Below are 23,396 nucleotides of genomic sequence, written 5' to 3'. Positions count from 1 at the left end.
ACACTCGCATCACTCGATACTGATGGTAGAACACACACGCACGCTCGATTTCAAGGTCGCGTTCGCTATCGGCCTCGGAACGATGATCGCCGCCGGTATCTTCTCCCTCTCGGGGACCGCCGTCGCCGAGATCGGGTCGAGCGCGGTCGTCGCGTTCGTCATCGCGGCACTCGTCGCGAGCGTCACCGCCGCGGCGTACTCCGAGTTCGCGTCAATCTACTCGGAGAACGGCGGCGGCTACCTCTTCTGCTCGCGGACGTTCGAGGACCGCGACCGACTCACGTACGCCATCGGGATGTCGCTATTCCTCGGGTACACGGGGACGACCGCGTTCTACCTCGCGACGATGGACGAATGGGTCGTCCGCTTCGTCCTCCCGGAATCACTGCACTTCCTTCCCCACGGCACGACGGCGGTCCTCGCCGCGGTCCTACTTGGCGTCCTGAACGCTCGCGGGACCGAGGAATCCGGGACGTTCCAGCTCATGGTCACGGGCGCGAAGGTCGCGGTACTGTTCGCGTTCGTCGGCGGCGCGTTCGCGTACCGCGGGCCAGCGAGCGCCGTCGACACGTTCGCCGGTGGGTTCGCCCCGCTACCGGGTGCGGTCGACGTGCTCTCCATCGCGGCGCTCGCGTTCATCACGTTCTTCGGGTTCTCGGCCATCGCGGCGAGCGCCGGCGAGATCATCGAACCTCAGCGGACGGTCCCGTACGCGATAGCCGCCAGCATCGCCACCGTCACGGTCCTGTACGCGTTCGTCATCGTGGCGATGGTGAACTCCCCCGTCCCCGCGGAGGTCATCGCGCAAGAAGGCGAGACCGCGATGGGGCGCGTCGCCGCCTCGTTCCTCGGCCCGGTCGGCCGGAGTCTCATCGTCGCCGGCGCCATCTTCTCGATGGTCTCCGCGTCGAACGCCTCCATCCTCGCCGCGTCCAGCATCGGGTCACTCATGGGACGGCAAGGGCAGGCACCCCGGCAGTTCTCCCGCATCCATCCGTCGTTCGGGACGCCGTCGTGGAGCATCGCCGCCGCGACGGGCGTCATCGTCGCGCTCATCGTCGCGTTCATCGCGGTCTTCCCCGCGCACGGCGCCGCGCTCGCCGGACTCCACCTCGGTCTCGACGCGCTCACCGGGTTCGCCACGCTGAACCTCCTGCTCCCGCTGGCGGTCGTGAACGGCGCGCTCGTGTACTCGCGCCGGCGGTTCCCGGACGTCGAGCGCGGGTTCCGCGTCCCGGGCGTGCCGGTCGTCCCCGCCGTCGGCATCCTGGCGAACCTCGCACTCATCTACAACCTCCCACTGGACGGCGTCGCAACGGGCGTCCTCCTCACGCTGTCGGGCGTCCTCCTCTACGTCGCGTGGGGCGGGGCGCCCGATGCCGACGAACTCGTCGAACGCGTCGTCGAACCAACGGGGTCTTCGGCGGCGACCGACACCGAACGCACCGTTCCGGAGGACCGCTTCACGGTCGTCGTCCCGGTGGCGCGTCCGGAGCGCGCGGCCGGGTACGTCCGGCTCGCGGCCGCTATCGCGACGGCGCGCGGCGAGGACCCCTACGTCCACGTCTTGACGGTCACGGAACTCCCGGACCAGACGCCGAACGAGTTGGTCCGTGACACCGCGACCGAGCGCGTCCACCGGATCGAGGAGAGTCTCGCCGACGCCGGCGTCGACGTCGAGTACGCCGTCGAGGGGCACCTGAGTCGCGACGTCGCGTTCGACATCGTGCAGACCGCGCGCGACGAACGCGCCGACCTCCTCCTCATGGGATACCCGGAAGACCGCCCGGACCTCACGGAAGCGGTCGAGTTCAAGGCGCCCTGTGACGTCGTGTACGCGGGCCGCGAGACCACCGTCGAAGACCTCGGCACCGTCAACATCGGCGTCGGCGGCGGCCCGCACCAGCAGGCCCTGCTCTCGCTCGCGGACGCACTCGGACACGCCGGCGCCGACGTGAACCTCGTGAACGTCCAACCGACCGGCGACGGTGGGACGCGAGAGGACCCCGCGCAATCGCTCTCCGAGCTCTCGCGCGTGGACGCCGTGGAGGTGGCGAACGTCACCGCTGGCTCCGTCGCGGACGGGCTCGTGCAGACCGCTGCTGAGAACGGCGGCGTGCTCCTCATCGGCGCGTCGCGCGACCGCCGACTCCGCCAGTGGGTGTTCGGGAGCACGCCGGACAGGGTCGTCGACCGCGCGCGAGCGTCCGGGACGCCGGTCCTCGTGTACGCGAGCAAGCAGCGGTTCCACGAGCGCCTGGAGGACTACCTCTTCCCGGTCTATCGGTACGTCCGCAGGCGCCTGCAACAGCCCGAGCAGGACGGGCGCTCGGCACCGTCGCACGCGGACTGACAGCGGACTCGCGAGGGCGCTATCATCGGCCACGCTGACGGTTCTATCCCGTGGCGTTCGTGAACGTCAGGCAGTACGAGTGGTCGTAGCCGTAGCCGAACGTGCCGTCGCCGTGGTCGCGGTCGGTGCCCGCGTCCCAGCCGACGACGACCTCGCCGTCGTAGTGGAGGACGTTCGAGACGCGGTCGGCGACGTCCCACGCGAGCGTCGTCACCCGCTCCTCGTACTTCATGTTGGAGACGTCGAGGACGACGCGAGCGCCGGGCGCGAGGACGGACTCGACGCGCGAGAACGCGCGCTCGATGTCCTCGAGGTACTCGTCGTACGTGCTCTCCCCGGCGTAGTTCTCGAAGGGGTTCCGGGTGTCCGTTCGCTCCATGAACGGCGGCGACGTGAAGCACACGTCGCACGCGGGAACCCACGTGTCGTCGAGGTCGAGGACGCTCCCGTGATGGACGACCTCCGCGTCCCCCGCCGCGTCGCGAGCGTGCTCGACGCGGTCGGCGTCGTACTCGATACCGTAACCCTCGCGGTCGAGTCGCTCGGCGACCGCGAGCGTCGTCCCGAATCCCGCGAACGGATCGAGAACGCGGTCCCCGGGCTCTGAGTACTCGCGGAGGAACCGTTCGACGAGCGCGTGCGGCGTCCGGAACTCGTCGTCGTGGTCCGCGGGGAGCGCGGTGTCGTGTGCGTACTCGAGGGACAGGAACGTTCTCACGAGCCAGTCATCCGGACTCTGCGGAATCAGTGTTGTGGACGCGTGCTACCGCGCGACACGACTGGGCCTGTCGTCGTGCCCGTTCCACGAAAGCGCTGCCACCGGCGGAAACACCATTACGGTGGTCGCCGTGAGTGTTCGTATGAATTCGTCCGACCGAGTGACCGTCGAGGACGTGATGTCGTCACCGCTGGAGACCGTGTCGAAGGACGCGACCGTCATGAAGGCGACCAAGCGCATGCGCGAACTGGACATCAACGCGCTCGTGGTGCCGACGAACCCGCGCGGTATCATCAGTAGCACGGACGTCCTGGACGCCGTCGCCGAGGGCCGGAACGTCTCCGAGCTCACGGTCGGGGACGTGATGACCGAGGACGTCGAGACCGTCAGCCCGGACCTCTACATGGAGGAGGTCGCTGCGATGATGACGACGTACGGCATCAAGCACCTGCCCGTGGTCGACGACGACTACGTCGGCATGATATCGTCGACCGACGTCACTGGCACCATCTCGTGAACCGCTAGTCGACCGTTCAGTCGCCGCGTTCGTCGAGGATGCGGTCGATGATGCGACCCGTCGACAGGAGTTCGTCGTCGTACCGCTTCTCGCGAGCGCTCGCTCGGCGAACCTCGCAGTCGATACCGCGATCCTCGAGTGCCGCCTGGATGCTCGATTCGTCGTGATGCTGGTCGTGCCCGAGCACGACGTAGTCCGGGTCGATGCGTTCGATGGGCACGAAGATGTCCTCGCGGTCCCCGAGGTGCGCTTCGTCGACGACGTCGAGCGCGGCGACCATGTCCCGGCGCTGGCGGTCGGCGAGTATCGGTTTCTCCTTGTGCGTGACGTTCCCGCGCCGTGCGATGATGACGTGGAGTTCGTCGCCGTACGACGCTGCGTCTTCGAGGTAGTGCACGTGCCCCGGGTGGAGGATGTCGAACGTGCCCTGTGCGATTGCTCGTGTCATCTAGTAGGTGTCTCCTGACCGTAATTCGTCGTCGATGTCGTACTGGTCGAAGTCGAAGAACGCTTCCGGGTCGTCGAGGTCGACGTCGAGGACCGGGAGCGTCGCCGGTTCGCCTTCCTGGTCGAACGCGCGCCAGTCGCTCGTCCGGTACGGCGCGCCCATGATGACGTGCACGCTCCCGGACGTGAACGTCGCCAGGTCGGCGTCACTCGGCCGGAGGACGCCGTTCGGATGCGAGTGAATGGACCCGACGGTCCGCATGTCGTTGGGAATCATGTTGTTGTCGACGGTCGCACTCATCTCGTTCGACGTCGTCCCCGGGATGACGAGGACGTCCGTCACCACGTAGTCGTCCGGGTGGATCTCTTCGCCGAGGTCGAACTCGCGCGCCGGCGTCCCACGCATGAACCCCATGTACTCGTTCGGGTGCGTGTCCTCGGCCGACGAGAGCGCGAACTCGAGCGTGTCCCGCGCGATACCCGCGACGTTTCGCGACCGGAAGAACCGGTCGAACAACCCCATGCCCGCATCTCGTCGTCTCGGCTACCTGAACGTTGCGGATGCGGACTCCACGAGCGTACGGCGGCCACCAGGCCGCCGTTTCCCCGGCGCGGTGTCGTTCGCGGTGCGGTAGTCCAGTCGGCCACGTCGCTGTCGTCCCGGTTGCGGATGCGGACTCCACGAGCGTACGGCGGCCTCCAGGCAGCCGTTTCGGCGGTGTGGTCGGGCGTGCGGTGGCTGCTGTGGTGGCGTTGTGAGTGCGAGTGGGGAGTGGGTTTGCAGGGTGGAAGTGGCGGTTTCTGGCGGGGCGGGGCGTCTTGGCAAGGATTAAACGGCGGCGGAGCAAATCCGGGGTTAACATGACTGCTGAATCTGCCGGCGGGGCGGAGCGTCCGGTCGTCTTCGATCTCGCTCCGGCGTGTACCGTCGACGACGTGGATGCGGACGTGCCGTACCTGGCGACGGTGAACGGTGTCGTCGAGTACGGGGTGTTCGTTGACCTGTCGGAGTCGGTGTCGGGTCTCGTGCACGAGTCGAACCTGGACGGGTCGTATTCGGTCGGTGACGAGCTCGTCGTGGAACTGGAGTCGGTGCGGGACAACGGCGACCTGTCGTTCGTGCTCGCCGACATTTCGGGCGAGTACGACGTGGAGCGTGCCTCGGAGGACGTGGCGTTGACGGCGACGAGTGCGTTGTCGACGCAGCTCGGTGATCGCGTGCACGTCGAGGGCGAGGTCACGCAGATCAAGCAGACGGGCGGGCCGACGGTGTTCCAGGTTCGCGACGAGCACGGCGTGGTTCCGGCGACGGCGTTCGCGTCCGCTGGCGTGCGCGCGCACCCCGAGATCGAGGTCGGTGACGTGGTGCGTATCGCGGGCGAGGTGGAGAAGCGCGAGGGCACGCATCAGATCGAGGTCGAGCACATCGAGACGCTCGAAGGCGACGACGCGGACGCGGTCTACGAGCGCTTGGAGAGCGCGATGCTGGATGCGGCGGAGCCGAACGACGTTGAGCCGCTCGTGGAGTGGGAGGCGTTCGAGAAGCTCCGCCCGGACCTGGAAGCGGTCGCGCAGGAACTCCGGAAGACCGTCATCGAGGGCCGCCCGATTCGACTGCGGCATCACGCTGACGGTGACGGGATGTGCGCGAGCGTTCCCGTGCAGGCGGCGTTGGAGGCGTTCATCGAGGACGTCCACGAGGACGCCGACGCGAAGCGCCATCTCTTCAAGCGCTTGCCGTCGAAGGCGCCGTTCTACGAGATGGAGGACGCGACGCGCGACCTGAACTTCGCGCTCGAGGACCGCTCGCGGCACGGCCAGAAGCTCCCGCTCCTCCTGATGCTCGACAACGGAAGCACGGCGGAGGACGTGCCGGCGTACGAGACGCTCGCGCACTACGACATCCCCATCGTCGTCGTCGACCACCACCACCCGGACCCGGACGCGGTCGACGACCTGCTGACGCATCACGTGAATCCCTACTTGTACGACGAGGATTACCGCGTGACGACGGGGATGATGTGCGTGGAGCTGGCGCGCATGATTCACCCCGAGTTCGCGGACAAACTCGACCACGTCCCGGCGGTTGCGGGGCTCGCGGACCGGTCGAAGGCCGAAGCGATGACGGACTACCTCGAACTCGCGAACGAAGCGGGCTACAGCGAGGACGACCTGCGTGACATCTCGGAGGCGCTCGATTACGGCGCGCACTGGCTCCGGTACAACTCCGGGCAGCACCTCATCGACGACGCGCTGAACGTCCGCTGTGACGACCAGGAGCGCCACGAGGAGCTCGTGGACTTCCTCGCGTCGCGGTCTCGCGAGCGCGTACAGACCCAACTCGACCGTGCGATGGAGCACGTCGAGCACGAAGAGCTGGAGAACGGCGCGCAGCTCTACCGAATCGACGTGGAGAATCACGCGAAGCGCTTCACGTACCCGGCGCCGGGGAACACGACCGGCGAGATCCACGACCGGAAGGTCAAGGAGACCGGTGACCCCGTCATCACGATCGGGTACGGGCCGGACTTCGCGGTGTTGCGCTCCGATGGCGTTCGACTGGACATCCCGAACATGGTGACGGAACTCACCGAGGAGGTCGCGGAAGGCGGCGTCTCCGGCGGCGGCCACCTCGTCGTCGGCTCCATCAAGTTCGTGAAGGGCCGCCGCGAGGAGGTTCTCGACGCGCTCGTCGAGAAGATGGCGGATGCGGACATCGACGAGGACGTCTCCAGTCTCTCCGCCGTCGACGACGTCTGAATCGGAATCGGTGAAGTCGGTGCGTCTCGCGGTCTCTCTTGTTCGCGGTCAGTTCTCGAAGTGGATGCGTCGCGCGAGCGCTGCGAGGAGGACGAGGACGGCGAGGGCGGTGGCGGCCGCGAGCCACGTGGGGAGGGGTGTCTTCGTGCCGCCTTGCCAGTCGCGGTCGAGGGCGTCGGCGTAGTAGTCGGCGACGGCGTCGCCGTGGAGGGCGACGGCGACCTCGCGGTTCTCGCGGAGCGAGTGGTCGTTCCAGTTGATTGAGCCGAGAACGACGGTGTCGTCGACGACGACGCCTTTCGCGTGTACCTTCCGGAATCGGCCGTCGGGGTCGACGAGTCGTGCGTCGAGCGGGAGCGATTCGCGGTCGGCGATGGCGTTGAGGGCGTCGACGACGGCTTGGTTCTCTTCGCGTGCGTACCACGCCGAGGAGAGGAGGATGCGGACGTCGACGCCGCGGCGGGCGGCGGCGATGGTCTCGCGAACGAGGACGCCGTCGCGGGTGGCGGTCATCTGGAGGACGTGCACGCGGTCGGTCGCGTTCCGGAGGCGCGCGGTGAGCGCCGCCTCGGCGTTGTCGGGCGCGACGAGCACGGTTACGCGCTCGGCGGTGACGTTCCGCGAACGGACCCGCGTGGGGTACGTGGCGTTCGCGGGCCGGGTGGCGGGGTCGCCGGCGTCGACCGTGACGGTCGTCCAGTTCCGCGCGTCGGGCGCGGTCCAGTCGCCCTCGAAGACGTCTTCGAGCGCGCTCGCAGTCTCGGCATCTCGGAGGACGACGCCCCAGCCGCGGTTCGCGTGGCCGCCGGTCCCCGAGGGTTTCCAGTTCTCCGTGAGGACGACCGCGACGTCGTCGGCGACGAGGTACTTCGCGTGATGGTAGTCGTAGCGGGCGCGGTCGCCGCCGAGTGCACGGACCGTGATGCCGGCGTCGGCGAGGTCCTCGAGGACGTTCACCTGGCGTCGGGTGACGCCGCCGACGGGTGCGTCGTCGACGAGCACGCGGACGTCGACGCCGCGGTCGGCGGCGCGTCCGAGCGCGGTCGCGACGCGTTCGGACGCGAACGTGTACCCGGCGAGGGAGACGCTCGTCGACGCGTTCCGGATGGGTTCGAGGGGGACGGCGACGTCCGGGGTGACGAACGCTCGCGCGTCGACGCTCGCTGCGGTCGCTGGCGCGTGGTCGGTCGCGCCGAGCGCTCGGAACGTGCCGTCGACGTACCGTTCGCCTTCCGGCGCGTCCTCGTACGCGACCGCGTGCGCCGTCGCGCCGTTCGGTCGGGCGAGCACCAGACGTTCGCCGCCGTTCGACAGCGCGAACCCCGCTGCGGTGACGCCGGGAACGTGCGGTCCGCTCGCCTCGCTCCCGTCGCTCTCGTTCGCTCGGGCGTGACTCGACGCTGACGCGCTCGCTCGGAGGCGGCGGGCGGCGGAGACGTTCGCCGCGACGAGCACGAACCCGGAGACGGTCCGGTTCGGGAGCGAGACCGTGGTCTCGCCGTCGGTTAGCGCCCAATCACCGACGTGCGTGCGCTCGGGGAACGACAGCAGGACGTACTCGCCAGCGTCCCCGTCAGCGACCGGGTTCGGGTAGACCGCCGCGACGCGCGGCCCGGACTCGTTCTTCCCGGGGGCTCCTGGTAGCGAGGACGCACTCACCCCCCCAGACGCCGCGAATGCAGCGGCTGGCGCGGATGTCGATTCGACATCTCCCACGGGGCCGGGACCGGTGCCGGTCGCTATCGCTGGCGCGACGAGCAGCCAGACCAGGGCTATCGCGAGCGCACGCCGTCGTGACACGCCGACCGTGGCCGCGGCTCCACATAAGAACCCTCGGGCGTAGCGGACGCTGTCGGGGTCGATGCACGAACGCGTCGAGAACCGTCCGTCGAACGCGTGGTGAGAACGAGCGACGCGTTCAGGCGACCTTCTCGGCTTCGGCCTGCACGATGAACGCGCGGTCGTCGACGTACCCGGAGACCTCCTCGAGCGCGGCCTCGGTCCCGATCTGGTTGAGTGCCCACGCGGCGCTGGCGCGCACGCGGTCGGCCTCGTCCTCGTCCGCGAGGACGTCCGCGAGCGGGCTGATGGCGCGCGTGTCACCGATGAGGCCGAGTGCGCGAGCGGCGCGCGAGCGCGTGTCCTCGCTGTCCGCGACGAGCTTGTTCGCGATCGGCTGGGTCGCCTCTTCGGTCCCGATCTCGCCGAGCGCGCGGAACGTCGCCTTCTGGAGCTCGGGGTCGGAGTCCGCGTCCACGTAGTCGACGAGCGTCTCCACGGGCTCCTCGCTCCCGATCTTCCCGAGGATGCGGATCGCGGCCTTGTCGCGACGCTGTGCGCGCTGACTCATCTCGTCGAGCGCCTCCTCGGGGCCGAGCTTCTCCAGGACCTCCATGCAGTGACGCTCCATGAAGTCGGAGTCCAGGCGGTCGAGGACGACGAGCACGCCCTCCGCGTCGAAGTTCTTCTCGTAGACCTTGAGCGCGTGCCACTCCGGCGGGAAGTCCTTCCGGTGGTCGACCTGGTCGTAGACGCCGTGGTAGTCGAGTTGCTCGCGGATGGAGAGGTCGTCCCACTCCTCGGCGTCCTCGACCGCGGCCTGGAGCGTCTCGGTGGCTTCCAGGAGCGTGGCGATGAGTTCGGCGTCGTCGTCCGCGTCGAGGCCGGCGCTCTCGATGGCGTCGGCGACCGCTTCGAGCGCGTCCGCGAGCGCTTCGGGTTCCTCGTCGTCGACGTCGAACGAGTCGTCGAGTGCGTCTCCGGCGTCGTCGACGAACGTCTCGACGGCTGCGAGGACGTCCTCGTGGCCGTCCTCCGTCCAGCGCGTGTCCGCGACCGTGCTCGCGACGTCCCCGAGGTCGCTCGCGACGTCCTCGGCGTACGGGCCGCGTGCCTCCTCGAGGTCGCTCTGGACGTCCTCGATGTCCGCGACGAGTTCCTCCTCGGGCGCGTCCTCGTCCTCATCGTCGGGTTCGGGGAGGTCGCTCGCCTCCACGTCCGCTTCGAGCGACTCGACGTCGGCCTCCACGTCGTCGAGGTCGGCTTCGGTCTCCGCGGCGTCGAGGAGCTCCTGGAGTTCCTCGAGTCGGTCGCGGAGTTCCTCGACGCTGTAGTCCGTCTGTTCGGCGTCGTCGGCTGCCTCGCCGTCGGCGTCGCCGTTCTCGGGTTCGTCCTCGCTCATGGGCGAACACCAGCCGTGTGAGTCATACGGGAACGTCGGGCCAGCGGTTTCCTAAGCGTTTCCATACAGGTTCGCGACCGCGGGGTCGTCATCGCGCCAGTAGAACCACGGCCCAGCCACGAGGTACGCGACGCCGAGCGTGAGGATAGCGTAGGGAAACGTCCGCCCGAACGCGTACGGGACGAGGACGGCGAGCGCGTGCACGACGCCCATGAGGAGTGCGTCGCGCGCGAGCAAATCCGGGTACGTGACCGTGGACACCATGAGGTAGACGAACGCGGCCGTGGCGGCGAGGAGGACGCGCGGGTCGGTGACGCCGGAGAGGACGGCGGCGGCGAGGATGGTCGCGGCGAGCGTCGTCTGCACGCCCTCGGTGTGGTCGTCGGCGGTATCGTACGCGGTGTAGAGGCCGAGGCGGACGACGCCCATCGCGACGAACAACGCCGGGACGGCGAGGACGAGCGCGAGAAGCGGCTCGGGATCGGTGACGCTGAGCGCCCAGGCGTCGCGGACGGTCACGTACACGACGACCGCTGGCGCGACACAGAACGACGCGACGTCCGCGAGCGAATCCAGGTACGGGCCGGCCGCCGACCCACCCGAGTAGCGTGCGACGACGCCGTCGAGGCCGTCGGCGATGCCGGCGAGGAGGACGAGTCTCGCCGCGAGTTCCGGGTCCGCGAACGCCACGACGACCGCGACGAACCCCAGGCAGGCGTTCGTCGTCGTGACGGCGTCCGCGAGACTCAATCGCCCGACGAACCGCGGCAACATATCGAACGACTGCGTGAAGCGCACCAATAGGACTTGCGTTCTCCCCGCCCGCAGGCGCGTCACTCCCTGCCCGGGGCCAAGCCACGCCGGATTCGCTGACCGGGCGGACGCGGTGGTTCACGGGTCGAACGTGCCCCGGGAACCGCGGTGCATTTGTCCGGGAGGCCCCAAGCGGCGCGCATGAACCGCCGTTCGGTCCTCGCGTCCGGCGCACTCGCGACAGCGGGCGCACTCTCGGGTTGCCTCGCGGTCTTCAACAGCACCGGTAGCGCGAACGACGACTTCGACGTCGGGATGGGTGACAGCGTCTACGAGCCCGCCGAGCTAACGGTCTCCGTCGGCGACACGGTCGTCTGGAAGAACACGAGCGGTCGTTCGCACACCGTCACCGCGTACGACACCGGCATCCCCGACGGCGGCGCGTACTTCGCCTCGGGGGGGTTCGACGACGAGCAAGCGGCGCGGGACGCGTGGACGCGCGGCGCCGGCGGCATCGTCTCCGGCGGCACCTACGAGCACACGTTCGAGACCGCGGGCGAGTTCGAGTACTTCTGCATCCCGCACGAGCGCCAGGCGATGGTCGGCAGCGTCGTCGTCGAGGAGTAGCGCCGGTACTCCGCGGGGAGGCGACCGACCGCGTCGTCACTCACTACTCCACTCACCACTACTCGCACCACTACACGTAGCACTACCCACACCACGGTTGCACGTGAAGAAAGGTGCCTCGGGCACGCGAACGCCGCGTTCCCGGGAGTTCGATTACTCCTCGTCGTCGGGTTCGATCTCGTCCGCGACCTCCTCCTCGTCGACGTCGACCGCCGTCTCCTCCTCGGCGGCGACCTCCTCGGGACGCGCCTCGAGCGTCATCTTCTGGATCTCGACGCGGCGCAGCGGGTAGATCGTCTTCGCGTCGCTGTAGATCGCCGAGGACATCCGGCCCTCGACGACGCTGTCGACGAGCGCCTCGAACGTGCGCTCCTCGGCAGCGGCCTCGACCTGGTCGATCATCGTCCGACGGATGGCCTTCTCCTGGCTCGCGTCCGCCTTCTTCGTCGTGAACGCCACGGGCTGAATCTGGACGCGGTAGTCGTCCGTCGACAGCACCGTGATGTACGCCTCGACCTTCGAGGCGCCACGGCGCACGAGACTACGGAGGTAGTCTCGCGTGAGTTCGTGGGACACGAACTCGGTGTACGCCGCGTCGCTCCCGACGTCGTTGATCTTGAACGTGAGCTTCGTGTTGTTCTCGCTGGCGTCCTGCTTGAGGTCGCCGAGCGTGGTTTCGATGGTGCGACCGAGCACCTGGTCCGGTTCGTCTGCGGGCGTGGTACCGAGTTCCTCGCGACCGAACTGCTCGGGCGCGTGAATCGTGTACCAGCGTTTCTGGTCCTTCTTACGGGAGACTGATCGTTCGCTCATGTGTTGTGGTTGGCTGGTTGGTTGGCAGTCTGTACGACCTGCTCCGCGACGCCGACGTTCACGACGTAGTCGTCGACGGTCGACTGGAGACCGCTCGTCGTCTCGCGCTCGATACGCGTCACGACGCGGCCGTCCTCGACCGTCGTCTCCATCTCGCTCGTGTTGTCCGGTGAGAGCGCCGCCGCAACGAGCGCGGCGTCGTCGTGGGTCGTCTCGATGGTCGCGGTTCTCATAGTGCAGCCCTCAGCGAGTCGACGAACTCGTCCGTGTCGCAGTCGATGGTCGCGTAGCCAGCGTCGGCGGTGCCGTCGTGCTCGCCACCGGTCTGCGTGGTGACGCGCGCGAGCACGTCGCCGACGCCCACGTCGGGCGTCCCGGCGACTGCGACGGCGTCTCCAGCAGGGTCGATGGCAGCGACGGCGGGTTCCGGCGAGCGGTAATCGCGGACGAGGCGCGCGGTCGTCGCGAGCGGCGCGTCCACGTCGTGGACGACGACGACGCCGTCGTGACGAGCGCGCTCGCACGACTCGACCGCCTCGTGGGCGGCCGTCGCGTCCTCGCGCCACGCCGACAACGCGCTCTCGCGGACGTCGTGCCCGAGCGCCACCGCGACGCCCGTGCCCGGGGCGCTCTCCGCGAGCACCGCGAGCACGTCCGCGTACCCGGCGACGGTCGCGAACGGCGCGTCCGCGTCCGCGAGCACGTACGGGCGGAGTGCACGCTCGACGGCGTCGCCCGAGCGCGCCGGCGCCTCCGCGGCACCGGTCGCGGCGATGGCGACGAACGACGCGACCCGTCGACGGTCGTCGTCGGACAGGTCGGCGTCGCCCGTGACCGCGTCCGCATCCACGGATAACGCACCGAGCGCGTTCCGCGCAGCGTCCTCGTCGCCCGAGAACGACGCGTGCACGAGCGTCGAGTGCGCGAGCGCGTCCACGACGTCGTCGACGGGACCCGCGACGCCGGGGCGACGGTCGAGCCGTCCCCCGGCCTCCGCGGACTCGACGAGTCGCGCGCTCGAGCCGGCACCGGGCGTCACGCCAGCAGCGGCGACGCCGACGAGCGCCAGCACCGAGTCCGCGGTCGCACCGAGTTCGCCAGCGAGCCGCCACGCCGCGACGCTCGCCGGCTCCTCGTCGGGGTCCAGATGCACGGCGTCGCTCGCACGCGAATCGCCGACGACGACCGTCACGTCGCCCGCCGAGGCGTCCTCGACGCGGCGCGTCCGGTCCTCGATGGTGCGTCCGACACTCACCTGGAACGGCGTCCCGCGAGCAGCGAGCACGCGACCGAGCAACCCAGCAGCCGCCACCGCATCGCCGCTCGCGCGAGCGACGACGCGCACGAACGGCGCGTCGGCTACCTCGGTCGCGATGCTCGCCGCGTCTAGCCCGCCATCGGTACCACTGCGACCTGACTGCGACATTCGACGATTAGTCGTCGTACCCGAGGAGTTCCTTCACTTCCTCGTGCTCGTACGTGAAGTCCTCGTCGAGGACGTCACCGCGATAGTACGAGACGAGTCGGCGCACCTTCGACTCCGCGTTCTGGAGCGCGCGCTTGTTCGACGCGTCCAGCGGATGCTCGTTCATGTGATCGCGGAGACGCACGGCGCGCTCCATGAGGTTCCGGAGGTCCTCCGGGAGCTCGTCCGTCGCATCGTGCTCCTCGAGGATCTCCGTGACCTTCTTCCCAGTCGCGAGTTTGACGTCAGGCACCGGCGTGCCCTGAACGCCCTCGTCGCGTAGCTTCATCCCAATCTGGGACGGGTCGTACCCTTGTTCTTTCAGTTCGACGACGCGGTCTTCGACAGCGTCCGCGTCGACGTCGCTCCACTCCGGCGGTTCGTCCGCCGCGGGCTTGTCCGAACCGGACGAGCCTCGACGGCGCGTGTGCATTCGAGCCATTGTTGAGGATAGGAACCGCAGCGGCGCAGATAGTTACCCGACCGCCACCCCACGCTGCGCGCAGGGCTCGCGGTCGGGACGCACTATCGCAATCCCAAGCCACCCAAGCGGGCAGCGAGTCAGATTTGCGACCGTGCCGTTCCCGCCAGAACCTCCGACGAGCGCGCCCAAAAGGGTTTCCAAACGAATCCCAGCACCACGGCAAACCCTCCCACGACAGCAACGCGATTCGAGGGGTTTATCAATCACCCACGGACAACGTAGTCATGCGAACGCGGGCTTGTAGATCAGCGGTAGATCATCCCCCTGGCACGGGGAAGGCCTCGGGTTCAAATCCCGACAAGTCCACTTCCTCCGTTCACTACGTTCACGGAGTCAGTGGGCTTGTCGTATCCCCACTCGCTCGCTGCGCTCGCTCGCGGGGATCCCGACAAGTCCACTACTTTTCGCGACGCCAACCGACGAGCGTAGCGAGTCGTCGGAGTCGCGGAAATAACTACGACGCAGTCGGGATTTGAAGTCCTACCAGTCGCGCGCAGCGAACGCAGTGAGCGAGCACGTCTGGTTTCGGGTTCGAATCCTCGGCGGGTTCACTCGCATTTTCGCGACGCTAACCGAAGAGGACAGCGTCGGCGCCGAACTGTTTTGCCCCGACGTACTCGTGGTGGCCTCGCGTTGGTTCGGGTATGTTCGGTAGTAAGCTCGTGCGGAAGGCCGCGAAGAAAGGGAAGGACAAGTACGGCTGGAAGGGCCTCGTCGCTGCTGGCGTGCTCGCGTTCGTCGGGAAGCGGTTCGCGAAGAAGAAGCTCAAACGCAAGGTCGCCTGACGGGAACCGTATCGGGCCGCATCCACCGGGAACCTGTTGGTGGATGCGAACAATAGAACTGTTGACGTTACTTCGCCGCCTCGTGGAATAAATACGTTCGTGGGCCGACACGAGTCGGTTTTGTACCTGGTTACTCGCGCCGGTAGATGCGGAGTCGGCCGTCGAGGACCTCGAAGGCCGACTTGAGCTGGGGCGGGATCGTCTCCGCCTTCCCGATGACGAGATACCCACCGGGCTTCAGCGAGTTCGCGATAGTGCGGAGGATGGGTTGCTTGTACTCGTTGTCGATGTAGATGAAGAGGTTCCGGCAGACGACGAGGTCGAACCCGCTCTTGGCCTCGCCGTTGATGAGGTCGTGCTTCGCGAACGTCACCTTCCGACGCACCTTCTCGCGCATCCGGAACGAGTCACCGTCCCGGTCCACGTACGCGTGGAAGTTCGAGAGGAACGACAGTTGTTCCTCGATGTCCACCGTCCGCGAACTGTTGTACTCGCCGTACTGCGCGGTCTGCAGGGACTCGTCGTTGATGTCGGTCCCGTAGATGTGGAACTTCTCCTCGTCGACGCGCGGGTCGTCGATGGCGAGCATCGCCAGCGAGTACGGTTCGCGGCCGTCCGCACACGCCGCACTCCAGACGTGCACGCGATCGTTGTTCTCCGAGAGGTCCCGGAGGACGCCACGGATACCCTCCCAGACGTCCGGATTCCGGAAGAACCCCGTGACGTTGATCGAGAACGAATCCAGGAGCGCCTGGGCTTCCTCGTCGTTGTCCTTCAGGAACTCGAAGTACTCCTCGTAGTCCGACACGCCCGTGCGACGCATCCGACTGGAGAGGCGCCGTTTCAGGTAGCTGTCGTTGTAGTGGCTCGTCGCGAACCCGATCTCGTCCTCGACGTACGCGGTGACTTGCTCGTAGGCGGCGTCACCGCTCACAGCTCGACCACTCCGTGATCGCCGTCGGCGGTTCGAACGGTGAGCGTGCCGGTGCTCGTGTCGAACTCGACCGTGCGACCACGCTGCCCGCCCGTATCCTCGGCGATGATCGGGACGCCGAGCTTCCCGAGTTCGTCCTTCGCAGCGGCGGTGTTGCGTTCGCCGACGCCATCGCCGAAGGACTCGAACTCGAACATGTCGCTCCCGCCCGCGATCTTCGCCTCGACGCTCGTGTACGCCGCGCCCTTCTCGACCATCCGCCGAAGCATCGCGCGGATCGCGGTATCGGCGTACTTCCCGGGCTTCTCGTCCGCACCGTCCGCGGCGTCGCCGTCGGGCAGCATCACGTGCGCGAGCCCACCGATCCCCGAGTCCGGGTCCCAGAGCGCGACCGCGAGACACGACCCGAGCCCATAGGACTTCAGGGTGTCTTCGGCGTCCCTACCGCGGACGACGAACTCCGAGATACCGACCTGCACCGGTTCCGGCGCGCCCGGTTCGCTCCCGTACGTCTTCATGCGTCCTCCATCGTCATGCGTTCTCCAGTTCGTCGATCGAGACGTCAGCTTTCGTCTCCGCGTCGGCGACCTTGTCGACGTCGAGTTCGTTCAGCGCGCGTTCCAGGTCGTCCTGGTTCGGGATGGCGTAGATCGAGCAGTCGAACTCGCGGTCGTTCGCACGCATCACGGTGTCGAACACGAACGCGAACTCCTGGTCTTCGCCGAGCTGGATGACGACCGGGTCGATGACTGCGGCGCCGTAATCGTGGATGTACTCCGGCGGCGAGTGGTCGATCGTCGTCCCGAGGACGTTCGCCCACCCGTCGATGAACCCGCTCGCCATGATGTTCCCGAGTTCCTTGATCGCGGAGACGCCGAGGTCACCGAACTCGTCGTCGGGTGGGCTCGGCACGGTCGCCTCCACGACCTCGCGCGCACTCGACTCATCGAAGAGGAAGAGGAGGTACCCGGATGGGTTCCCGTCGAGTTCGTGCGCGACGCCGACGAGCATCTCGTCGTCGATCTCCTCGGGGATGGCTTCGAGACTCGCGAAGTTCAGCTTCCGGACCTCGACTTCGGTCTCGATGCCGGTGAGCGTCGTGATGTTCGACGCCACCTCCTTCGCGCCCTGTTTCGCCATCTCGTCGAACGCGGCGAGTTTGTCGTACTCGATCCCGATCGAGTTCGGGTCGCGATGCCGGTCGAGGACCGCTGCCATCGACTCGCGTTCCGGGAACAGGTAGTGCCGGAACTCGATCTCCGTGTCGACCGCCTCGATCTTGCTCTGGAACAGGAGCGCGAAGTCGTCCGCGTCCGGCGCCTCGTCGAGGTCGCCGATGAAGTCCATGGCGGTCCGGCCTTCGACGAACTCGGGCGTCTCCACGTCGATACCGGTCTCGAGGACGTCCGCCCAGCCGTCGATGAACCCGGCGTTCATGATCTGGCCGACCTCGGTGACGGCGCTCCGGCTCATGTCGTCGAACTCGTCGCCGGTGTCGTCGAGGAGCGTGGAGACGACGCGCAGCGCGCTCTCGCGGTCGAACACGATGACGGAGTGGCCGTCGATGCCGTCGGACAGTTCGACGCGGACGCCGACCTTGTCGGTGTCGTCGTCGAACTCCTTCTGGATCTCCGAGCCCCGCATGAAGTTCAGTTTCGTGACGCCGACTCGCGTCTCGACGCCAGTCATCCGCGTCAGGCGGCCTGCGGCGAGGCCGGCGCCTTCGCGCGCCATCTCGTAGAACGTCCCAAGTGCCTTGATGTCCAGTTTCATTGGGGCCGTGCCTCGATCGCGTTGACCATCTCCACGAACTCCTCGAGGTCTGGGAACGCGTAGATCTCGGCGGCGATGTCGTAGCTCGGGACGGTCAGGTTCGAGTCGAAGAACAGCGCGAGGTCCTCGCCGCCCAGTCCCGCGGTCCGTTCGACGATGTCGCCCGCTGGCGCGTACACGAGCTGCGGTGTCGCGATGTCGATAGTGCGGCCGAGGACGTCGGCCCACCCGTCGATGAACCCGCTCGCCATCATGTTCCCGAGTTCTTCGACTGCGGAGCGCGCCATCTCGCCGGACACGTCACCCATGTCGTCCACCATATCGGACAGCATGAGCGCGGTCACCTTCTTCGCGGAGGATTCCGGGAAGAGGATGAGTACGTGCCCGTGTGGCGGCTCCATCAGCCGCACGCGGACGCCGACGCGCTTGCCATCGTCGAGCTGGGACTTGATGTCCTTCACGTCGATGAAGTTCGTCTTCGTCACCTCCATCTGGGCGTTCTCGCCCGTGAGTTTACTCATGTTCTCGGCGACGCCGTTCGTCCCCACCTTTGCCATTTCGTTGATGAAGCTAAGCTTCCGGATGTCGACCATCAAGCTCATGGTTTGTTCTCTCTCATAGCGTTTTCACGTCGAGGATGTTCACGACCTCGCCCTCCCCGAGGACGGTCGCGCCCGAGAGCCCGGGGATACCCCCGAGGACGTCGTCGTACGGTTTCACGACGACTTCCTGTTGGCCCTGAACGCGGTCGCAGTGCAGCGCCACGTCCCTGACGTCCCCGCGGACGTGCAGGAGCATGCCGCCGCCGTCCGCTCGGGCGCTCCCCGGCGTACCGAGTGCGTCTCCGAGGCGTACGAGCGGGGTCTCGTCCCCGTCGTCGGTTCGAACGACCTCGCGGCCGTCGCCTTGTTCCACCGCTGCGGCGGAGCCGATGTCCCGGACGACTTTCGTCGGGATACCGAACTCTTCGTCGCCGCATTCCACGAAGAGGACGTCGTCGATGGCGACCGACACCGGCAGCACGAGCCGTATCGTGGTGCCTTCGCCGAGTTCGCTCTCGATCTCGACCTCGCCGTCGAGGTCTTCGACCGTCGACCGGACGACGTCCATCCCCACCCCACGGCCACTGACGTCGGTGACCTCCGAGGCCGTCGACAGCCCCGGATGGAACACGAGTTCGTGTGCGTCGTTGTCGGATAGTTCGTCTGCTTCTTCGCGACTGAGGATGCCCTCCTCGACGGCTTCGTCGCGGAGGACGTCCGGGTCGAGGCCGCGGCCGTCGTCGCTGACTTCGACGACGACGCGGTCCCGTGCGCGTCGCGCTTCGAGCGTCACGGTTCCCGTGTCCGGTTTGTCGAGTTGCTCGCGTTCCTCGCGGGATTCGATGCCGTGGTCGACGGCGTTCCGCACGAGGTGCACGAGCGGGTCGCTGATCTCGTCGAGGATGGTGCGGTCCATCTCGACGTCTTCGCCTTCCAGCTCGAAGTCCACGGACTTCCCCTGTTCGCGCGAGACGTCACGCACGACGCGGGGGAGTTTGTTCGCGGTCATCTTGAGCGGGACGAGACGGATGTCCATCACGGTGTCCTGGAGTTCGCCCGTGATGTCTTCGAGTTCGTCGAGGTCGTCGTCGAGTTGCGCTGCGCCCGCGTCCTCCTCGACGGAGCGACGGAGGCGGACGCGGTTCGTGACGAGTCCCTCGACGAGGTTCAGGAGCCGGTCGACCTGGTCGACGTCGACGCGCACGGACTGCACCTCCCCGTCACCGCTTTCGTCGCCCGACCGCGGGAGCGTGGAGTCGACGAGCGCGCGTGCGTCGTCGGGGTCCATCTCGCCTTCGGGCGCCGCCGCGTCGGCGGCGTCCTCGGGGGCTTCGTCGAATCCGCCGGCGTCCATGCCGTCGTACTCGACGCCACTCGATGCGGCGTCGTCGAAGCCGGCGTCGGTGCCGAAGTCGCCGGTCTGCACGTCGCTGTCGGCGGTCGCCGCTTCGTCGCCTGGTTCGTCGAGCTGGAACTCGCCGACCTCGACGCTGTCGAGGTCGGCTTCGTCGACGTCCGCGAGCGGGCCGTCCGTCGAGGACGCTTCCGTCTCCGCGTCGACGTCGGGTGCGTCGTCCGCGCCGAAGTCGAGGTCCGCGTCGGTCTCGAACCCGTCGCCGGTCTCGACGTCGAACGAGTCGTCGGCCTCGACGGCGAACGAGTCGTCGGTGTCGAGGTCGCTGCCGGGGTCGTCGCTACCGACGTCAGCGTCGAACGAGTCGTCGGCGCTCGCGGGCGTCTCGGTGCCGTCGAACGGGTCGTCGACGTCGTCGAACGACGTGTCGCTGTCGGGGTCGGCAGCCCCGAGCTCGAACCCGTCGTCGTCGAGGCCGTCGCCGCCGGCGGCGTCCGCGGTCGCTGGGTCGTCGAACCCGCCGACGTCCGGCGCGTCCCCGAGCCCGTCGTCCGCGGCGGGTGCGGTATCGGCGGTATCCGCGTCGGCGGTCGCGTCTGCCGACTCGGGTACGTCCGCATCAGCGGTCGCGTCCCCCGTCTGCGCATCGTCGGGGGCGTCACCGGCAGCAGCGAACTCGTCGGCGACGCCGTCGTCCACGGCCGCGTCGACGTTCGACGCGTCGGCTTCGACGGCTTCCGCGTCCGCCTCGATGGCATCCGCGCCCGCGTCCGCCTCGACCGCGTCTGCGTCGGCTTCGACGGAGTCGTCGTCCGCGTCGGCTTCGTCGAACCCGGTGACGTCGTCGACGAGGATGTCGTCGACGTCGCCGTCGTCGACGTCCATCTCGTCGTCGCCGAAGAAGTCCTCGTCGCCCTCTTCGAAGTCGTCGCCGAGGAGTTCGTCGAACCCGACCTCCTCCTCGTCGCTGTACTCGTCGAACTCGAGTTCGTCCAGTTCGTCCTGGAGCTCGTCGAACCCGACGGGGTCGACCTCGTCCTTGAGTTCCGCGAACGTCGCCGCGGCGTCCTCGACCTGCTCCGGGTCCTCCGCGTCGCCGGCGTCGGCAGCGGCGTCGTCGCCGGTCGTCGGTTCGTCACCCGCGAGGTCGTCGTCTCCAGCGAGGTCGTCGCCGCCGAGGTCGAGCTCGTCGTCTCCAGCGATGTCGTCGCCGCCGAGGTCGAGCTCGTCGTCACCGGCGAAGTCGTCGCCGAGGTCGAGCTCGTCGTCACCCGCGAGCGGGTCGTCCGCCGGCTGGTCGTCCGCCTCCAGGTCCTCGCCGAGGTCGAGGTCGTCGAACGACCCGGCCTCGCCGAGGTCGTCGAACCCGGACACGTCGTCCATCTCCTCGACGAGCGCGTCCAGGTCGTCGTACTCGTCGAACTCGCCGAGGAGCTCGTCGACGCTCATGTCCTGCGCGACGTCCTCGTCGATCTCCGCGGCCGGGTCGTCCGGGACCGGACTCGCCGACGCACCCGCAGCACCAGCGGACGCGTCCGCGACTGAGTCCGCGTCCTCGTAGCGTGTCGTGACGTCCGTGATGATCCAGTCGTCGACGGCTTCCACGGGCTCCAGCGCCGCCTCGATGGCGCTCGGCGTCACCGCACTCCCGAACACCGCGTCGATGCGGCCGCTCGCATCGTCCGCCTCGACGACGTCCCGCGGCGGCGTCGTCCCGAGGAGGTCGAACGCGTCCTCGAGCGCGTCGACGACGAGCGCCGCGTTGTTCACGCTCTCGTCCTGCACGACCGAGAGCCGGACGTGATACACCGTGTGGTCCGGTTCGTCGAGGTCGTCCAGGCCGCGGACCGCGTCGTCGAGGTCGTCCCCGGACGGATCCGTGATACCGGGCGCGCCGGTCGCCGCCGCCTCCACCGCGCGAAGGCGGTCGATGGTGTCGCTCGGGTCCGTCCGGATCTCGCCGTGTTCGCGCACGTCGTCGAGCATCGACTCGAACTCGTCGACCGCATCGAACACGTCGTCCATCAGGTCCGCCGACACGGCCATCTGGTCCGCGCGAACCGCATCCAGCAGGTCCTCGATAGCGTGTGCGAGGTCGCTCGCCTCCTCGAACCCCATCGCGCCCGCGTTCCCCTTCAGGGTGTGCGCCATCCGGAAGATGCGGTCCATCGCCTCCTCGTCCCCGGGCTCGCGCTCCAACTCCAGGAGCGCGTTGTTCAGCTCGGTGACGTTCTCTTCTCCTTCCTGCACGAAGTCGCGTACGTACTCATCCATGGCTCGAAGCCTCCTGAGCGAACGCGTCACAGATAGCGCCCGGCACGTCCGTGGCCGACCGGACGTGGTCGACGCACCCCGTCGCGATCGCCTTCTCGGGGATGCCGAACACCGGACTGGACGCCTCGTCCTGCGCGATTGTCGTCCCGCCTGCTCGTTTGATCGCTTCGATACCCGCGGCGCCGTCCTTCCCCATCCCCGTCAACGCCACGCCGACGAGTGGGTCCGACACGCGCTCCGCAGCGGTCTGCATCGTCACGTCGATCGCGGGACGGACGCCGTGCACGCGCTCGCCCTCCGTCAACCGCAAGCGGAGGTTCCCGGCGACGTTCGACGTGACCTCGAGATGATAGCCGCCCTTCGCGACCACGACCTCGCCGTCCCGCACGCGCTGTCCGTCCGACGCTTCGGACACGTCGAACGGGAGGAACGAGTCGAGGCGCGCGGCGAGCCGGTCCGTGAAGCTCTCCGGCATGTGCTGGACGACCAACACCTTCGGGTCGAGCGTCACCGGGAGCGAACGCAGGATGCTCTCGAGTATCTTCGGGCCCCCAGTGGACGCCCCGATGACGACAGTGGGGTGCTCGACGAACGCACGGTCCGGTTCGACCGACGACTCGCTCGCACCGCCCGACCGGTCGGTCGCCGCCGGTCGACTGGACGGCGTCGTGCCCGTCGACCCCGCAGGGGCCGCGGCCCGACGTTCCGTCGGCGCTATCGAGGACAGGTCCGCGCCGGCGACCGCTTCGACCTTCTCGACGATGCGGTCGCCGAGCGATTCGAGCTCGCGCGTCACCTCACCGCCGGGTTTCGCGAGGAAGTCGACGGCGCCACGCGCGAGCGCGTCGAGCGTCGCCTCCGCGCCCTTCTGCGTGTGCGCGGACAACATCAATATCGGTGTCGGCTTCGACGCCATGATGCGCGACACGGCCTCGATCCCGTCCATCCCGGGCATCTCCACGTCCATCGTGATGACGTCCGGGTCGTGTTCGTGCACCATCTCGATGGCTTCCTGGCCGTCGCTGGCGCTCAGCACACGGTACCCGTGGTCCGCGACCACGTTCCCGATGACAGTGCGCATGAACTGCGAGTCGTCGACGACCAGCACGCTCGTCATGCAGGCACGACGTCCTTCAGCGCCTTCCTGACGCTGGGTTCCTCGAACGGCTTCGTCACGTACCCGTCCGCGCCGGCCTTGACCGCGAGCTTCATCTTCTCGCGCTGGCCGACGGACGTGCACATGATGACCCGCGAGTTCGGGTCGAGTTTCTTGATGGCGGCTGTCGCCTTGATGCCGTTACACTTCGGCATCACGATGTCCATCATGACGATATCCGGTTCCTGTTCTTTGTACAATTTCACCGCTTCGGCCCCGTTGGACGCCTCTCCGAGTATCTCGTAATCGTCCTCCAGAATCTGTCTGAGGAGATTCCGCATAAAATGAGAGTCGTCCACGATGAGCACCCCTGTCGACATTCGGTTAATACACCAAGCATCGTTAGACGAAGCAAAAACATAAATGCTATTGCCCGGTTATCATGCCCGATAATCGGCGTTATGGAGTCGCTACTCTCCGAGAGTAGGGTTTCAAGGGGTTCCTACCGATGCTGTCGCGA

General features: G+C 67.7%; 22 protein-coding genes and 1 tRNA gene. 6 read left to right on the top strand and 17 right to left on the bottom strand.

Annotated elements, in window-relative coordinates:
• Positions 1 to 22 precede the first annotated feature (22 nt).
• The gene (locus VYJ16_RS19665) at positions 23 to 2,353 is read left to right on the top strand and encodes an amino acid permease (RefSeq protein WP_336352023.1); all 2,331 of its coding nucleotides are present in this window, start codon (positions 23 to 25) and stop codon (positions 2,351 to 2,353) included.
• Between the two features lie 43 nt (positions 2,354 to 2,396).
• Here VYJ16_RS19665 and VYJ16_RS19660 read toward each other — a convergent pair whose 3' ends face one another.
• Positions 2,397 to 3,071 (bottom strand): DNA methyltransferase, encoded by a 675-nt coding sequence (locus tag VYJ16_RS19660; protein WP_336352022.1) that lies wholly within the window; start codon positions 3,069 to 3,071, stop codon positions 2,397 to 2,399.
• A 142-nt stretch (positions 3,072 to 3,213) separates the two neighbouring features.
• Here VYJ16_RS19660 and VYJ16_RS19655 point away from each other — a divergent pair, with 142 nt between their 5' ends.
• Positions 3,214 to 3,588, top strand: a complete 375-nt coding sequence (locus tag VYJ16_RS19655) for a CBS domain-containing protein (RefSeq protein ID WP_227130630.1) — start codon at positions 3,214 to 3,216, stop codon at positions 3,586 to 3,588.
• Positions 3,589 to 3,604: 16 nt separating this feature from the next.
• On the opposite strand, the gene VYJ16_RS19650 is transcribed toward VYJ16_RS19655, so the two are convergent.
• Complete coding sequence (locus tag VYJ16_RS19650) at positions 3,605 to 4,036, bottom strand: FAD synthase family protein (RefSeq protein ID WP_336352021.1); 432 nt, start codon at positions 4,034 to 4,036, stop codon at positions 3,605 to 3,607.
• On the bottom strand, positions 4,037 to 4,558 hold the full coding sequence (locus VYJ16_RS19645) for a Mov34/MPN/PAD-1 family protein (protein ID WP_336352020.1): 522 nt from the start codon (positions 4,556 to 4,558) through the stop codon (positions 4,037 to 4,039).
• 338 nt (positions 4,559 to 4,896) lie between these two features.
• Between VYJ16_RS19645 and VYJ16_RS19640 the strand changes: the two genes are divergently transcribed.
• On the top strand, positions 4,897 to 6,795 hold the full coding sequence (locus VYJ16_RS19640) for a Hef-associated nuclease (RefSeq protein WP_336352019.1): 1,899 nt from the start codon (positions 4,897 to 4,899) through the stop codon (positions 6,793 to 6,795).
• 48 nt (positions 6,796 to 6,843) lie between these two features.
• Here the strand turns inward: VYJ16_RS19640 and VYJ16_RS19635 are convergent, their stop codons facing one another.
• The 3 genes from VYJ16_RS19635 to VYJ16_RS19625 all read right to left on the bottom strand — a co-directional run bounded on the left by VYJ16_RS19635 (position 6,844) and on the right by VYJ16_RS19625 (position 10,750).
• A complete protein-coding gene (locus VYJ16_RS19635) occupies positions 6,844 to 8,595 on the bottom strand; it encodes a phospholipase D-like domain-containing protein (RefSeq protein WP_336352018.1) in 1,752 nt (583 codons plus the stop codon).
• A gap of 118 nt (positions 8,596 to 8,713) precedes the next feature.
• Positions 8,714 to 9,976, bottom strand: a complete 1,263-nt coding sequence (locus VYJ16_RS19630; protein WP_336352017.1) for a HEAT repeat domain-containing protein — start codon at positions 9,974 to 9,976, stop codon at positions 8,714 to 8,716.
• A 51-nt stretch (positions 9,977 to 10,027) separates the two neighbouring features.
• On the bottom strand, positions 10,028 to 10,750 hold the full coding sequence (locus VYJ16_RS19625) for a protein sorting system archaetidylserine synthase (RefSeq protein ID WP_336352016.1): 723 nt from the start codon (positions 10,748 to 10,750) through the stop codon (positions 10,028 to 10,030).
• A gap of 180 nt (positions 10,751 to 10,930) precedes the next feature.
• Here VYJ16_RS19625 and VYJ16_RS19620 point away from each other — a divergent pair, with 180 nt between their 5' ends.
• Positions 10,931 to 11,356 (top strand): plastocyanin/azurin family copper-binding protein, encoded by a 426-nt coding sequence (locus tag VYJ16_RS19620; RefSeq protein WP_336352015.1) that lies wholly within the window; start codon positions 10,931 to 10,933, stop codon positions 11,354 to 11,356.
• A gap of 153 nt (positions 11,357 to 11,509) precedes the next feature.
• Here the strand turns inward: VYJ16_RS19620 and VYJ16_RS19615 are convergent, their stop codons facing one another.
• The 4 genes from VYJ16_RS19615 to VYJ16_RS19600 are packed head-to-tail and all read right to left on the bottom strand — an operon-like array spanning position 11,510 to position 14,076.
• Positions 11,510 to 12,169: a 30S ribosomal protein S3ae gene (locus tag VYJ16_RS19615; protein WP_336352014.1), complete on the bottom strand. Its 660-nt coding sequence runs from the start codon at positions 12,167 to 12,169 to the stop codon at positions 11,510 to 11,512.
• Entirely contained in the window at positions 12,166 to 12,402 is a 237-nt protein-coding gene (locus VYJ16_RS19610; RefSeq protein WP_336352013.1) for a KEOPS complex subunit Pcc1, read from the bottom strand. Before VYJ16_RS19610 ends, VYJ16_RS19615 begins: the two co-directional genes overlap by 4 nt.
• A complete protein-coding gene (locus VYJ16_RS19605) occupies positions 12,399 to 13,595 on the bottom strand; it encodes an exonuclease RecJ (RefSeq protein WP_336352012.1) in 1,197 nt (398 codons plus the stop codon). Before VYJ16_RS19605 ends, VYJ16_RS19610 begins: the two co-directional genes overlap by 4 nt.
• Positions 13,596 to 13,602: 7 nt before the next feature.
• Positions 13,603 to 14,076 (bottom strand): 30S ribosomal protein S15, encoded by a 474-nt coding sequence (locus VYJ16_RS19600; RefSeq protein ID WP_336352011.1) that lies wholly within the window; start codon positions 14,074 to 14,076, stop codon positions 13,603 to 13,605.
• A 276-nt stretch (positions 14,077 to 14,352) separates the two neighbouring features.
• On the opposite strand from VYJ16_RS19600, the gene VYJ16_RS19595 reads away from it, so the two are divergent.
• Both VYJ16_RS19595 and VYJ16_RS19590 read left to right on the top strand, forming a co-directional pair.
• A tRNA-Ala gene (locus VYJ16_RS19595) sits at positions 14,353 to 14,424 on the top strand.
• A gap of 338 nt (positions 14,425 to 14,762) precedes the next feature.
• Entirely contained in the window at positions 14,763 to 14,903 is a 141-nt protein-coding gene (locus VYJ16_RS19590) for a hypothetical protein (protein ID WP_336352010.1), read from the top strand.
• Positions 14,904 to 15,033: 130 nt separating this feature from the next.
• On the opposite strand, the gene VYJ16_RS19585 is transcribed toward VYJ16_RS19590, so the two are convergent.
• From VYJ16_RS19585 to cheY, 7 genes are read right to left on the bottom strand one after another with little or no spacing between them, the layout of a single operon-like run.
• Positions 15,034 to 15,837, bottom strand: a complete 804-nt coding sequence (locus tag VYJ16_RS19585) for a CheR family methyltransferase (protein ID WP_336352009.1) — start codon at positions 15,835 to 15,837, stop codon at positions 15,034 to 15,036.
• On the bottom strand, positions 15,834 to 16,355 hold the full coding sequence (locus VYJ16_RS19580) for a chemotaxis protein CheD (RefSeq protein WP_323677444.1): 522 nt from the start codon (positions 16,353 to 16,355) through the stop codon (positions 15,834 to 15,836). Before VYJ16_RS19580 ends, VYJ16_RS19585 begins: the two co-directional genes overlap by 4 nt.
• A gap of 13 nt (positions 16,356 to 16,368) precedes the next feature.
• Entirely contained in the window at positions 16,369 to 17,610 is a 1,242-nt protein-coding gene (locus tag VYJ16_RS19575; protein WP_336352008.1) for a chemotaxis protein CheC, read from the bottom strand.
• Positions 17,607 to 18,212: a chemotaxis protein CheC gene (locus tag VYJ16_RS19570; protein WP_227130614.1), complete on the bottom strand. Its 606-nt coding sequence runs from the start codon at positions 18,210 to 18,212 to the stop codon at positions 17,607 to 17,609. The genes VYJ16_RS19575 and VYJ16_RS19570 overlap by 4 nt, the downstream gene beginning before the upstream one ends.
• Before the next feature lie 13 nt (positions 18,213 to 18,225).
• A complete protein-coding gene (locus tag VYJ16_RS19565) occupies positions 18,226 to 21,780 on the bottom strand; it encodes an ATP-binding protein (RefSeq protein WP_336352007.1) in 3,555 nt (1,184 codons plus the stop codon).
• Entirely contained in the window at positions 21,773 to 22,897 is a 1,125-nt protein-coding gene (gene cheB / locus VYJ16_RS19560; protein WP_336352006.1) for a chemotaxis-specific protein-glutamate methyltransferase CheB, read from the bottom strand. The genes VYJ16_RS19565 and cheB overlap by 8 nt, the downstream gene beginning before the upstream one ends.
• The gene (gene cheY / locus VYJ16_RS19555; RefSeq protein WP_227130611.1) at positions 22,894 to 23,256 is read right to left on the bottom strand and encodes a chemotaxis protein CheY; all 363 of its coding nucleotides are present in this window, start codon (positions 23,254 to 23,256) and stop codon (positions 22,894 to 22,896) included. The genes cheB and cheY overlap by 4 nt, the downstream gene beginning before the upstream one ends.
• Positions 23,257 to 23,396 lie beyond the last annotated feature (140 nt).

The sequence above is a fragment of the Halorubellus litoreus genome (assembly GCF_037081675.1).
In the GTDB taxonomy this organism is placed as follows: domain Archaea; phylum Halobacteriota; class Halobacteria; order Halobacteriales; family Natrialbaceae; genus Halorubellus; species Halorubellus litoreus.
Note: the sequence above shows the minus strand (reverse complement) of the source record. Positions and strands in the feature narration are given on the sequence as shown.